This is a genomic window from Clostridium taeniosporum, from assembly GCF_001735765.2.
Taxonomy (GTDB): Bacteria; Bacillota; Clostridia; order Clostridiales; family Clostridiaceae; genus Clostridium; species Clostridium taeniosporum.
In genome coordinates this window covers 46235-59225 of the sequence record NZ_CP017256.2, presented here as the reverse complement: position 1 = coordinate 59225, position 12991 = coordinate 46235, and the positions used below count along the sequence as shown (strand labels likewise).

Here is a 12991-nt window from a genome sequence, read left to right as displayed (position 1 = left end):
AACCATTAAATATACGATAATAATGATTATAGTTGTAAAAATATTAAAATAATAGTTTTTATGTAAAATAAAATTCATATTTAATAAAAAAGTAAAATATAAAGTGATTTTTATATACTTATTGGTAATAAATTTAAGTGTTAATAAATCAAGTAAAGTGTGAGAATTTTCATTTAAATTAAGTTATATCTTAAAGCATAGTTAACAGAAATTAAAGAAAGAGAGGGTACCATGGATCAAAGAGTAGATGAAAAGATATTAGATTTTATAAATGAAGCAGAAAAGAGAGAGGCAAAAAAAGATATTTGCAGTGGGCCAGTAAAAATCGGAGAGAGATATTATGAATTTGGTGAAAGTGAATTCTTTGATGAAAAGTTAAAGATATATATACCAAAAGATTTTGATGATATGTCACTAGCAGCAAGGAAGCTTAAATATCCATCAGAAAACAGACCGGAAATAATTAAATGTAATGAAAAAGGAAACATATGTATAACATTAAATATCATTGATAGTCCTTTAGATGAAGAGCATGTTGAAGAATTAAAAAATGGAATGAAAATGATTATTAAAAAAACAAATCCAGCCAATGTATTTTATGAAGATGGAGTATTAAAAGTTCATTCTAAAAACATAGGCTTTTTTGATTTCAAAAGTTATGCCATAGATGATTCTTTATATAATTTAATGTTTTTCCTTGAATTTAAAGAAAAGACTTTAATGGGAACCTTTAGCTGCTTATATAAGGAATGTGAAGAATGGAGAGATATTGCTTTTCAAGTTATTAAAACTATAAGAATAATAAAGCAAGGGGATGAAAATTAATGATTGAAGAATATATGCATACTGCAGGAGACATTTTAGTAGAACCTTATAAGTTTCAGAAAATATCAAAGCTTAAGATCATTAGAGAATTAAATGAACATGGAAAACTTTATATTAGTGGAATCATAAGCGATGAGAATGTAGATAAGTACGTTGAGGAAGCTGGTGCAGATGAAACTATTAAGGTGTTAGTAAAAGATGATAAAGAAAACACCATAACTTTATTTGAAGGACTTGTAACTAAAGTTTGCATTAAAGCAAAAAATCATGTAAGAACTTTAGAAATAGAAGCTTTAAGTAAAACATTTTTAATGGATATAAGAAAAAACAATGGTTCATTCCAAAATTCAAATCTTACTTATGGTGATATTTTTAATCAAAAAAATAGTGGATATAGTGATATTACAATTGTAGATAATGTTACCAATGAAACTAAAATAGATGGGTTTATAGTTCAATATAAAGAAACGGATTGGGAATTTTTAAAAAGATTAGCTTCATATTTTAATGTAGCATTAGTACCTGAATGCCGATTATCAGGAATAAAGTATTCCATAGGGGGAGCTGGTGAAGCCGTAGTTTATGATATTGATGAATTTAATTATTCAATAGAAAAGGGATTACAAGAATATAACATAAAATCTTCTAATGAAGATTATGAGCTAAATGATGTTAACCTAATAAGTTATGAAGTAATAACTAATAAAATACTTGGCTTATATAATGAAGTGAATTTCAAAGGAAGAAAACTTTTAGTATATAAATGTGAAATTGAAATGGTAGATGGAATACTTTCAAATAAATATATCTTAAGAGATGAAAATGGAATGAAAGTAAGAAAAATTTATAACAATAATATAGTTGGTGTTTCCCTTGAAGGAAGAGTGTTAGCTACTGAAAAAGATAGGGTAAAAGTTTCTTTAGAGATTGATGAAAGTTCGACAGAAAGTGAAGATGCAAAATGGTTTGAGTATGCTACTGTATTTTCATCACCAGATGGTACTGGATGGTATTGTATGCCTGAAGTTGGAGATGCAATAAGATTATATTTTCCAGATAACGTTGAAAGCAATGCCTATGCTATAAGTTCAGTTAATTTACAATCAAGTAATTCATCTAAGCGTAGTGATCCTTCACGAAAGAGTATTGGAACTAAATATGGAAAAGAAATAGTAATGAGCCCTGGTGCTGTTGAGATAATAGGAAATGGGAATTTGCTTATGAGATTAACAGATGATGGAGGAATAGAAGTAAATAGTGATAAAAGTATAGTAATGAATGCCGGAGAAGATGTATCAATAAGTGGAGGTGGAAAGGTAACAATACAAGGTGATGCTGGAATTAATTTAACTCAATCAGGAGCAAATATAATAATACAAGATGATGTAATAATGAGTGGAGGAAAAGTAAATATCCAAAGTTAGGCACATTTTTAAAAATGGCTATGTTTTAAAACAGTATTCACTTAAAACATAGCGAAAAAATAACAAGTGAATATACTAATTTATTTTCAACTTGTTATTTTATCTCATGTGCCTTAGGGAAATTTATAGGTGTTAAAGAAATGATAATACGAGCTGATAAAGAAAAGGTATTAAAAGAATTTGAAGAAAAGTATGTGCACAATAGATATATTACTGAATTTGAAAAAATAATAGAAAGATATAAAACTAACAAAGAAAGTATTAAAGAGAGATTAACTTCAAAATTTAATTCTATATGTACAGAAGCTATTTTACTTCAGGAAAAAGAGCTAAAAGGAGAAATAAGCTCTATCTATTTTTCAATGCTTAGAACAAAGATTCTTGAAAATAAAGGGCAATGGAGAATTGACTTATATGATAAAAATTGGTTTTTAGATAAAGAAGAATGTTCAATAAATATAGATTTAGATTTTATTTATGAATCTTTATTTAATCATATGAAAGAACTTTCAGATAAGAAAAAAGAATATGGAAGAACTATTAAAGAAAAAGATATAGAAATTATAAAGCTAAGAGAAGCAAATACTTATCATTGTTTTGCTTTATATATAATTAGGGATATGTTAAAAAGTTTTTTAGAATGTACAGCATATAAGAAAATGAAAAAGACAGAAGACATAGTTATTATGGGAGGAGAATACATGGATGCTGCAATTACAATATATTCTGAAAATGTGCGTTAATAAAAATATCACCATATGTTTTAAATGAATTTCTCTGTCCATAAGCTTTATACTAAAATATCAACACTATTTTAAAACATAGCTAATTATTAAAATTTGTTAATTGCATATAAGCATGGAAAGGAAAAGGATGGATTATTTTTTATTAAAACAGGATGAAGAGTATACAAATGCGCCAATGTTGATGGACGTATTCAAAAATATTGATGTTAGAAATATCAACTTATTAAATGCCCATAAAATTGAAGATATTGTTATTTTTAATGTTAAATGCACTGATGAAACAGAGTTTTTAGATATCCTAGATAGAAATCTATTTCTTATTTCAAAAGAAATGAAAAAAATAATTGAAAAGTATGATTCAGAAATTTTATTTAAAACCATTCCTTTAATAGATTTACCACATGAAAGACAAGAAAATTATTATATGCCAATATTTGAAGAAATAGAATGTTTAAGTGAAAAATCTGAATTAAATTTAAATAAAACTGTAGTAAAAAAAATTATATTAGATAAAGAAAAAATTAGAAATAAGAAAATTTTTAAGATAAAAGAAAGCTCAAAAACCTTAGTAGTAATAAGACTAGACGTTGCTGAAAGTTTGCTTAGAAGGGAATTTAAAGGAATGTGTTTAGAAAGATTAGAAATTGATGATTAAAATCTATCTTTTAAAACATTGTTAATATTCTAGAATATCAACATTTAAGTAAAATATAGTCTTAATTAAAAAATAGGAGATGATAAATGTGGCACAGGCATATGTAGTTAGAGGAGCTAAAATGAAATGTAATAAAGGAAGCCATAAAAAAAGAATAAATCTTCCCGTAAGTCATGGAACATATTCAAATGGAAATCCAATGATGAATGAAAGTGACAATGTGGTAGGTAAAAATATAAGTTGTTTCGGAGTATGTAAAGGGAGCTGTCCTTCAAGTGAAAATGTTACTTTAACAAAAGAAAGAGGTGGTACAGTAACGGGAAAAAAATGCAAGGTAAAGATATTAAAAGAGTGGATGAATACTAAAGAGGATACTTTAGTTGATGGAGAACCAGCATTAACTACAGATTCAACTTTGATATGTGCATATGGAGGAATAATAAAGTTTGTTACAGATGGACAATAGTAAAAAATTATAAAACTTAAGGGGAAAAATATATGGGAGAAATTAATAGATTAAGGGTGAAATCACCATATGAGTTAATGAAAATAGCAGATATAAAAATTGAAAATAAACCTAATGAACATGGATATTTATATTTAAAATGTTTAATAGATGACAGTATAAATTTTAATTCTGCTATAAAAGCTTCCACAGAAGATGAAATATGTATTTATGAAGAACTAGTAGATATAGATAATGAGAACAAAAGTACAAGCAGTGATGAAAATACAATAAACATAAATGAAGTTAATGAAAGAAATAGTATAAGATTATTTAATGGAATAGTGCAAAATATTAGGACAACCAATGTAAATGGAATATATTATTTAGAAATTCAAGCTTTAACTTCAAGTTTTAAATTAGATATAAAGGAAAAAAGCAGATCTTTTCAAAATGTTGATATGACTTATGATGCTCTTATAAATGAAATATTAAAAGATTATTCAGGGTATACTTTTACTCAAAATATAGGGAAAGGACAAAAAATAGATAAGCCATTATTTCAATATAAGGAAACAGATTGGAACTTTTTAAAGAGGATAGCAAGTGAGTTAAAATCAGAATTATACTGTGATATAATAAATTTGAATAATATGTTTTATTTTGGAATACTCCATGAACATAGCTATGAATTAAATGATAATATGGACTATGAAGCTTTTAAAGATATTAAAAAATTTCATGAAGCAGGTGGATATAATGCAGGATATGATGATACTGATTATTTCTATTATGAAATAAAAAGAAGATACATATTTCACATTGGCTCAGAAATTTATTATAAGCAAAAAAAGTTATATATTAGAGAATATGAAGCTTATAAAGATAAAGAAGAAATATTCTATAAGTATAGGTTATGTAGAAAAAATGGGGTATGGCAAAGTATAATTTACAATAATCTTTTAAATGGAGCTACTCTTGAAGGAAAAGTTCTTGCAGTAAAAGAAGAGTTAATAAAGCTTCATTTAAATATAGACGAAAATCAAAGTGAAGAAGAAGCTTTTTGGTTTAGATATGCACCACCATCAGTAAACATAATGTATTCAATGCCAATCATTGGAGAACGGGCAAGGCTTTATTTTCCAAACCAAGATGGTGGAGAACCAATTGTTACAGGTTGCATAAGAAAAAATGGAGATACTTGTGAAGGTACATCAGATACAACAAATAGATACTTTGCTTCAGATCATGGAAGTGAAATAGCAATGCTTCCAGGAGCTTTAAATATAAAAGGTGGAAGTAAAGAGCCATTAAGTATAAATTTTGAAGATGAAACAGGGGTAACTCTTACAAGTCCAACTGGATTAAACCTAAATGCAGGTGGAGAAATAATAATAAGAACAAAAAACAACATAAATATAAGTGCCCAAAGCCAAATATTAATGACCAAAGGAAATACAGAAAATGGAGTCTCAATAGAAGGCGAATTCCATATAAAAGGTAATAACGTAATAAAAAATGGAAGCTGTAGAGAAACTTATGCTCCTTTTCCGGAAGGAGATGAATAAGTATGAATTTTAATATTGGAAATTTAGTAAGTGGTGCTGTAGGGGGAATAGCAAAAGTAGCAACTGCAGGAGTTAACGCATTATCACCGGTAGCTCAAAGTGGTGGAATTCTTGGAGGCCTTGCTGGAGCTGCTGGATCGGCTCTTTCTGGAGCTATGGCTGCACTTGGAGTTGTAGATGTTGACGAAGATGGAGAACTTGACATTTATGATGATGAACTGTTTGAAAATGTATTTAAATTAATTGTTGGGGCTTCTATAGTAACATTTGGTTTAGGTTCATCAGAGAATGATTGTGATAGTAATGGTGACAATATAGTGATTTCAGGAAATTATGTATCTGAAGGTGGAAAATATGTTAAGAGAAGTTTCATAGAAACTGCAATAAAAAGAATTAAGGATTTAAAGAATCAAGAGAAAGATGATATAACATGGATAATTGCAGATTCAGGATATAATGAAAAAGACAAAATAAAAATACAAAACTTTGCATTAGAAAATGGCGTTAAAGTAATGTTTATAAGTGATAAAAAACAATTGGCAGATTATATAAACAACGGTGAAAATCCCAATGGAGAAATTATTGAAGATAGAAAGGAAAATAAAATATCAACAGTTACTGTTTTTGCTCACGGTTCTTATTTAGCATATGGTAACGAGTTTAAATTAGCATTAGGATATAAAGATGAAGAAAAACCCAATTTGAATATTAATAGTGATGATTTAGAAAATATGAATATAGATAATCACGCGTTTTCATCAGATTCACAGACGTGGTTTGAGTCATGTAATACAGGTACAATTACAGAAAAATCAAAGGATAATAAAAGTTTTGCACAAGAATGGGCTGATGAAACAGGTTCAAAAACTATAGCACTTGCAGATGGACGGACTGACTATCAAGATATTAATAAACGTGATAATTGGTTAGATAATTATATATGGTTAATGGAAGATAGATTTCGAAGAAGATTAAAAAATGAAGAATTTACTATGAATGGATGTGAAAATTATCCTATTAAAAGTTCTGCATATGGAAGTGAACATTCTCAATGGAAAATATACAAAGCAGGTGAAGAGCCAAAAAACATAGATGAATCACAAATAAAAGGGGAAGTAGTAGAATGAAAGAAATAATAAAAATAATAATTTTAACTTTATTATCTATAATTATATTTTTAATATTAATAGGAACTTTTGCTATGACAGCGACAGTTAAAAAAGTTACAAAAGATATAAAAATAATTGAAGGAACTAAAGAGCCTTTAGATATTAACACTAGTGAGATATACTGTGAATATATTCCTGGTGGTGAGCTTGGAGATTGGGTAGTAATAGGCCAAGATGGGGTTTTATTTCACCATGATAATAAGAAACTGGAGGAAATAATTGTTATAGGGAATGTACCTAAAGAAATAAATCATTATATATTGCGTAATATATTTATATTTGAAGGAAAATATTTAGGTGTAAAAAAGGTAAAAGGATGTAATTATGATTTTAAAACATTTAAAGCTGAAAATTGGTTTATAAACTATCCAATAAAAAGAATTCCAGCAGAAAAATATTATCCTAAAGATGGATTAAGTTTATTAGATATACTTGGTGAAGAAGTAATGCCTGTTCGTGAAATAGTAGAAGATGAGAATTAAGTTAAATTTAGAATTTTTCTAAAAAAGCATACACTATTTATTATTTTAACTGACTACAATTTTGTGGTCAGTTAAAATTTACTTTAAAATTAAATTCTAAGGAATATATTTTTAAAATTAAAATGAAGAAGAAGTCTACAGGAGCTTTAAATATAAAAGGTGGAAGTAAAGACCCATTAAGTATAAATTTTGAAGATGAAATAGGGGTAACTCTTACAAGTCCAACTGGATTAAACCTAAATGCAGGTGGAGAAATAATAATAAGAACAAAAAACAACATAAATATAAGTGCCCAAAGCCAAATATTAATGACCAAAAGAAATACAGAAAATGGAGTCTCAATAGAAGACGAATTCCATATAAAAGGTAATAACGTAATAAAAAATGGAAGCTGTATAGAAACTTATGCTCCTTTTGAAGAAGGAGATGAATAAGTATGGACTTTAGTAAATGAATGAATTATATTTTAGTTCTTGTAATTCCACTAATCCTGATACACAAAGCATTTGATGATGTTGTTGATGCAAATGAGACAACTGGATGGGATGGGGGAACAGTATATGTTTATAATGATAAAGAACGAGAGAAATCAGAAGAGGTTGCAGGAGGAGAAGGATGGCTAAAAGATTGGGAGTATAAATTTACTGATAAGGGTTTATTAATATATCTCACTTCATCTAAAGGGCAGCCAACTTAGTGGAAATATGGCACAGCAGTACTAAAGTAAGAATTTTCGAAAGTGTAGATACAGAGAGTATTGATACCATTTCGATTTTATATATTGGTGGAATATTTAGTACTGAAGATAAAAATGATATATTAGAAATTATGAATTATCTAAAGAACGTACAGTTTTCTGAACGTTCTAACTGCAATGCACCTAATACTACTCCAGATGTTATAATAGGATTGAGTGACAGGGATGACCATAATATTTTACTTTTACAAATTTATGGTGATTTGGCTAGAGTTACACCTGCACAAGAGATTGATTATACAATTCCAGATGGTTTTTATAGAGAAATTGAAAGTTTATGTAAAAAATATGAAAAGAATAACAAGTAATTATTATATGATATATCTAATTGGATTACTTTAGGAAGTGTAGATATGGTAAGCTTAGTGCAGAGGAATTAAATAATTATATTAATTTGAAACAAAAAGTTAAAGATTATATAGTGGCAAATTCAAAGAAACTTAGCAAATCTAATACAACTATGGTTTCTAAAGTATGGGATACATCTAAGCAAAAAGTTAGTGATAGTTACATTGGACTAAGTGGAAAGAAGAATTTGAATAAATTTTTAGATAACTTACAATCTCAAAAAAACTCAATGTATCTTCATGAAGATATTATAGAAGGAATTAGAGAATTAGTAGCAAGGAAAGGCGTAGAAATAAATGAGGAAGCTTTAATGCATGCTAATAAAGGATATTTAACAAATGCTGATAGAGAGTATTTAAGCACTATTTTAAAGGATATATCTCAAAGGCCTTGGAATGTTTTGAATTGTGGTGATGTAAGAGCAGTAAATGAAGCTCTTATAAAAGGAGCAAACAAATCAGATTTAATGGGTGCTTCTTACAATGTAGGTAAACAAATATTTGAAATGAGATGTAATAATTGTGAAATAACAACTAAAGGAACACAGTGGTATCTTCAGCAAGCAGAACCATATAAGCAAAATATGTATTAAGTGATAAATAATACAAAACAGGAATAGTGCCAAGAATAAATTATTAGTAGGAGGAACAAATGCATAAAAAAGAGGATTTTAAAGATTTAAATATGTTAGAAGAGGTAGCATACAGTATAGCATGTCTAGAGAAATTATGTCTAGAGTGGAATATAAAGAGTAAAAAATTAGTTGCATGCATAGAAATTTTTTGGGGTTTTACAAAAAAAGATATTGATTGTTGGGAAGAAGATATTTATAGCATTAAACGTAATTCAAAAAATATTGAAAGATATGAATTAAACAATATTGATGAAGAAAAGAAGCAGAGTATAGCTAATATTATTGATAAGATATTAAAAATTAGTTTAACTAATTTATATACAAGATATTCATATAAAAGTGCAGTAGAAGATATACTAAGCATTGAAAAGGAGTTAGAAAAAAGTAAAATAGATTGTCCTGATTTAAATGATTATATGAGAAATGAAAAACTAAGACAAAGTGATTTTATCAATTTAAGATATGATAAGTATAATTTGACCAATAGTATTTCATTTAAAGAAAAGTAGAAAGATGGTGAGAAAATGGAAAGCTTAGATTTTAATAATATATCTATAAGAGGAAGGTTTGTATTTTCAGTAGATTGTTTGCTTAAAGTAATTAATAAATTCCAACTAGTAAGTGGGCTGGATACATTTGTATTGAATTTGTTAGAATTTACAAGTTCATCTAAATTGGAATTATGGGAAATGAAAATAAAATTATTATTACCAGAAGAATTAAATAATAATACTCTTTCTTATGATTTGGATTATGATGAAGACATAGATGTAGAAGAGCAACAGTTTTTGACAGATGTATTTTTAGAAGTTTTAAGTGTTGGAATGGCAAATTTATATAAAGAGTTTGAAAATGATATAACATTGAATCATATTAATAATATAGTAAATTTACTAAATAAAAATAATATAGATTTACCAAGTATTGATAAAATAAAATTTTCAAAAGTCTCAGAAAACGATGGATGGGGAAATACATTTGATTGTGAAATTGGATATGATGATAATTATGAGTATGAAATGCATTATATTGTAGATATAGTAAATAGTTAGTTGATTATTTTTTGTAAGAGTTAGTGAATGCATAATAATAAAGTTAACTGCAAAAATAAATACAATGTGAATATTAGCTAAATGTATAATATTAATAATGTGGTGAAAAGATGAAATGAATCAGCTGAAAATTAAGTAGGCTGGTTCATTATTTTTTAGTGGATAATATATGCAGTCAATTGATAAAGCAGTTCCTAGTTAATAAATACCAATACCTTTAAGAGCAAGTAAAACAAGGATAACATAGATAAGTAACATGATACACGAAAAAATCTTAAGCTAAATAATTCCACTTAAAAACTAATGGAATTCATAACAATAATATATATAAGATAAAAAGATATACAATCACTGAAAAATAAAAAGAAGAGTTCGTAAAAACTTCATTTAAATATAGACGAAAATCAAAGTGAAGAAGAAGCTTTTTGGTTTAGATATGCACCACCATCAGTAAACATAATGTATTCAATGCCAAGCATTGGAGAACGGGCAAGGCTTTATTTTCCAAACGAAGATAGAGGAGAACCACTTGTTACAGGTTGCATAAGAAAAAATGGACATACTTGTGAAGGTACATCAGATACAACAAATAGATACTTTGCTTCAGAGCATGGAAGTGAAATAGCAATGCTTCCAGGAGCTTTAAATATAAAAGGTGGAAGTAAAGAGCCATTAAGTATAAATTTTGAAGATGAAACAGGGGTAACTCTTACAAGTCCAACTGGATTAAACCTAAATGCAGGTGGAGAAATAATAATAAGAACAAAAAACAACATAAATATAAGTGCCCAAAGCCAAATATTAATGACCAAAAGAAATACAGAAAATGGAGTCTCAATAGAAGGCGAATTCCATATAAAAGGTAATAATGTAATAAAAAATGGAAGCTGTAGAGAAACTTATGCTCCTTTTCCGGAAGGAGATGAATAAGTATGGACTTTAGTATTGGAAATTTAATAAGTGGTGCTGTAGGAGCAGTAGCAATATCAGGAATTTCTGGAATGCTTTCATCAGTTGCTGGAGCTGTTGGATCGGCTCTTTCTGGAGCTATGGCTGCACTTGGAGTTGTAGATGTTGACGAAGATGGAGAACTTGACATTGATGATGATGAACTGTTTGAAAATGTATTTAAATTAATTGTTGGGGCTTCTATCGTAACATTTGGTTTAGGTTTACCAAACACAAAAAGTAATTGTGATGATTCATCTGAAAATATTAAAGAAGTTAATCTAAATTTAGAAAAGAGATATATTTTAGAAAAAACATATGTTCCTCCTAAAAAAACATATATTTCTGGAGAAACATATATAACAAAAAAAACTACAGGTCTTGAACCAATACCAGAATATATGAATGATAATATAAATCTTCACAAATTACCTGGAGAATATAAACTTGAATATTTAGTTAAAGGCGTTTATGATAGCTGTATATTGCCATTTAAGGATCATATGACTTTGGTTGGTAACTGTTATGGTTTGACACCAGAATATGCAGAACTTTATGGAGATTTTTCAGCAGGAATGTTGGCTGAAACTGAATTAACAGTATCAATCACTGGTATTAAATCTGCTAAAAACATAATATCGGGTAATTTTAATTCTGAGAGTGAATTTATTGCTGGAAGTGGTATTGGAAATTTAGGTAAGACCAGCTATGTGAAGTCAAGCGAAATATCTGAAAAAACTATAAAAGAATTGAGAAAAAAATGGGGACAAAAAGGTATAGATGCTTTTGAAAAAGCAAAAAATAAAGGTATTGTTGGAGCAGAAGGACAAAATGGAATTAAAAAATTAAAGGGCCCAGGAATTAAGAAGGGAACTAAGATATATAATTATGAAATAAAAGTTAAAAATAAAGAATATGGAGACTATAGAATCTTAGGATATGAAGATGCGGAAAAGATAGTATTTGATTATTTTAGAAGAGGAATGCATTAGGAGGTTAGTATGAATTTAGAAGAATGGTTACTTAGGCATAATATAAAAGATATGACTATGAAAGATTATAATAATTATATTTATTATTATAAACAAGAAGAGCCAGAGGAATATAGTACAATATTTGGAAATAAAAATGAAGATAAAATTAACATAATATTTCATAGTGTTGCATATGTTATAAATTCATGGCAAGAGTATGATACAGATGATGGAACATATAAATATATATCATCAAAAATAAGACTAGAGTATAGTGATGAAGAATTTGCCGAATATGAAGTAATATACGGCTTAGATGGTGAATATCATGATGATTATTTTAGATGTATATAATTTATCATATAACAAATAAGGATATTAATAATGAAAAATTTTTAATAGTCTTATAGAAAAATATAAATATTTAGATAAGGATTATGAAATAGGTTCATAGTCCTTATTATTTCTCATAATCGCATAAACAATATGAGTCAATATAGAAATATGTAGTGGATTCACAACATGATAGATTTGAAATGTTAAATGCTAAAGGAAAACATCAAGGAGAAGTAAATTTTGATTTCGAACAAACAAAGCCAGCTGATAATTCAGGAGAGCATAATCTTAAAATGAAGTAAAGGGTGATGGAATATGGAAAAACTATTAAATGATGAAGATGGAATATTTGCATATGTAAAGGTATCCAATACTAATGGTGCAAATATAAATGCTATTAGTTCTATAGATGAGGCAGAAATATAATATTGGTAAAGGAAAAACTATGATTAAGGATAAATATACTATTGATATTGATAGAAAGGAGGCGGTGTTTGTCAAGAGAGTTGTCGTATGAAATTTTTTTAAAAATTTATATGACTACCCTTTTATTTACTTACATTTTAGTAATAAATTTGAAGTAAATAGTCAAACAAATCTAGAATTATATAATATGTATAATTTTACA

17 protein-coding genes and 1 pseudogene are annotated in these 12991 nt (G+C 27.6%); all 18 read left to right on the top strand.

The window, feature by feature from the left end:
* Positions 1-231: 231 nt before the first annotated feature.
* Positions 232-825 (top strand): hypothetical protein, encoded by a 594-nt coding sequence (locus BGI42_RS15415; RefSeq protein ID WP_069681219.1) that lies wholly within the window; start codon positions 232-234, stop codon positions 823-825.
* Entirely contained in the window at positions 825-2249 is a 1425-nt protein-coding gene (locus BGI42_RS15410; RefSeq protein ID WP_069681218.1) for a phage baseplate assembly protein V, read from the top strand. Before BGI42_RS15415 ends, BGI42_RS15410 begins: the two co-directional genes overlap by 1 nt.
* Before the next feature lie 140 nt (positions 2250-2389).
* Positions 2390-2992 (top strand): hypothetical protein, encoded by a 603-nt coding sequence (locus tag BGI42_RS15405; protein WP_069681217.1) that lies wholly within the window; start codon positions 2390-2392, stop codon positions 2990-2992.
* A 130-nt stretch (positions 2993-3122) separates the two neighbouring features.
* Complete coding sequence (locus BGI42_RS15400; RefSeq protein WP_069681216.1) at positions 3123-3650, top strand: imm11 family protein; 528 nt, start codon at positions 3123-3125, stop codon at positions 3648-3650.
* Positions 3651-3738: 88 nt separating this feature from the next.
* A complete protein-coding gene (locus BGI42_RS15395; RefSeq protein ID WP_069681215.1) occupies positions 3739-4116 on the top strand; it encodes a DUF4280 domain-containing protein in 378 nt (125 codons plus the stop codon).
* 32 nt (positions 4117-4148) lie between these two features.
* Complete coding sequence (locus tag BGI42_RS15390; RefSeq protein ID WP_069681214.1) at positions 4149-5663, top strand: late control protein D; 1515 nt, start codon at positions 4149-4151, stop codon at positions 5661-5663.
* A 2-nt stretch (positions 5664-5665) separates the two neighbouring features.
* Complete coding sequence (locus BGI42_RS16465; RefSeq protein WP_242984785.1) at positions 5666-6790, top strand: hypothetical protein; 1125 nt, start codon at positions 5666-5668, stop codon at positions 6788-6790.
* Positions 6787-7314, top strand: a complete 528-nt coding sequence (locus BGI42_RS15375; RefSeq protein ID WP_069681213.1) for a hypothetical protein — start codon at positions 6787-6789, stop codon at positions 7312-7314. The genes BGI42_RS16465 and BGI42_RS15375 overlap by 4 nt, the downstream gene beginning before the upstream one ends.
* A 122-nt stretch (positions 7315-7436) precedes the next feature.
* Positions 7437-7748 carry a hypothetical protein gene (locus BGI42_RS15370; protein ID WP_069681212.1) on the top strand — a complete coding sequence of 104 codons (312 nt, stop codon included), beginning with the start codon at positions 7437-7439 and terminating at the stop codon, positions 7746-7748.
* Between the two features lie 20 nt (positions 7749-7768).
* On the top strand, positions 7769-8011 hold the full coding sequence (locus tag BGI42_RS16315) for a hypothetical protein (protein WP_069681211.1): 243 nt from the start codon (positions 7769-7771) through the stop codon (positions 8009-8011).
* Positions 8011-8379: a hypothetical protein gene (locus tag BGI42_RS15365; RefSeq protein ID WP_069681210.1), complete on the top strand. Its 369-nt coding sequence runs from the start codon at positions 8011-8013 to the stop codon at positions 8377-8379. Before BGI42_RS16315 ends, BGI42_RS15365 begins: the two co-directional genes overlap by 1 nt.
* Before the next feature lie 20 nt (positions 8380-8399).
* Positions 8400-9011, top strand: a complete 612-nt coding sequence (locus tag BGI42_RS15360; protein WP_069681209.1) for a hypothetical protein — start codon at positions 8400-8402, stop codon at positions 9009-9011.
* Between the two features lie 59 nt (positions 9012-9070).
* The gene (locus BGI42_RS15355) at positions 9071-9562 is read left to right on the top strand and encodes a hypothetical protein (protein WP_069681208.1); all 492 of its coding nucleotides are present in this window, start codon (positions 9071-9073) and stop codon (positions 9560-9562) included.
* A 15-nt stretch (positions 9563-9577) separates the two neighbouring features.
* Positions 9578-10105 (top strand): hypothetical protein, encoded by a 528-nt coding sequence (locus BGI42_RS15350; protein ID WP_069681207.1) that lies wholly within the window; start codon positions 9578-9580, stop codon positions 10103-10105.
* A 378-nt stretch (positions 10106-10483) separates the two neighbouring features.
* Positions 10484-11035, top strand: a pseudogene (locus tag BGI42_RS15345) (late control protein D); the annotation flags it as partial.
* A 2-nt stretch (positions 11036-11037) separates the two neighbouring features.
* Entirely contained in the window at positions 11038-12045 is a 1008-nt protein-coding gene (locus BGI42_RS16460; RefSeq protein ID WP_069681206.1) for a hypothetical protein, read from the top strand.
* A 9-nt stretch (positions 12046-12054) separates the two neighbouring features.
* Complete coding sequence (locus tag BGI42_RS15335) at positions 12055-12381, top strand: hypothetical protein (RefSeq protein ID WP_069681205.1); 327 nt, start codon at positions 12055-12057, stop codon at positions 12379-12381.
* Between the two features lie 155 nt (positions 12382-12536).
* Entirely contained in the window at positions 12537-12665 is a 129-nt protein-coding gene (locus BGI42_RS15330; RefSeq protein WP_242984784.1) for a hypothetical protein, read from the top strand.
* Positions 12666-12991: the final 326 nt, after the last annotated feature.

What these genes read in the sequence shown, in the direction of transcription:
- BGI42_RS15415 (WP_069681219.1), top strand. Translation starts at nt 232, where the DNA reads ATGGATCAAAGAGTAGATGAAAAGATATTAGATTTTATAAATGAAGCA.
- BGI42_RS15410 (WP_069681218.1), top strand. Translation starts at nt 825, where the DNA reads ATGATTGAAGAATATATGCATACTGCAGGAGACATTTTAGTAGAACCT.
- BGI42_RS15405 (WP_069681217.1), top strand. Translation starts at nt 2,390, where the DNA reads ATGATAATACGAGCTGATAAAGAAAAGGTATTAAAAGAATTTGAAGAA.
- BGI42_RS15400 (WP_069681216.1), top strand. Translation starts at nt 3,123, where the DNA reads ATGGATTATTTTTTATTAAAACAGGATGAAGAGTATACAAATGCGCCA.
- BGI42_RS15390 (WP_069681214.1), top strand. Translation starts at nt 4,149, where the DNA reads ATGGGAGAAATTAATAGATTAAGGGTGAAATCACCATATGAGTTAATG.
- BGI42_RS16465 (WP_242984785.1), top strand. Translation starts at nt 5,666, where the DNA reads ATGAATTTTAATATTGGAAATTTAGTAAGTGGTGCTGTAGGGGGAATA.
- BGI42_RS15375 (WP_069681213.1), top strand. Translation starts at nt 6,787, where the DNA reads ATGAAAGAAATAATAAAAATAATAATTTTAACTTTATTATCTATAATT.
- BGI42_RS15370 (WP_069681212.1), top strand. Translation starts at nt 7,437, where the DNA reads ATGAAGAAGAAGTCTACAGGAGCTTTAAATATAAAAGGTGGAAGTAAA.
- BGI42_RS16315 (WP_069681211.1), top strand. Translation starts at nt 7,769, where the DNA reads ATGAATTATATTTTAGTTCTTGTAATTCCACTAATCCTGATACACAAA.
- BGI42_RS15355 (WP_069681208.1), top strand. Translation starts at nt 9,071, where the DNA reads ATGCATAAAAAAGAGGATTTTAAAGATTTAAATATGTTAGAAGAGGTA.
- BGI42_RS15350 (WP_069681207.1), top strand. Translation starts at nt 9,578, where the DNA reads ATGGAAAGCTTAGATTTTAATAATATATCTATAAGAGGAAGGTTTGTA.
- BGI42_RS16460 (WP_069681206.1), top strand. Translation starts at nt 11,038, where the DNA reads ATGGACTTTAGTATTGGAAATTTAATAAGTGGTGCTGTAGGAGCAGTA.
- BGI42_RS15335 (WP_069681205.1), top strand. Translation starts at nt 12,055, where the DNA reads ATGAATTTAGAAGAATGGTTACTTAGGCATAATATAAAAGATATGACT.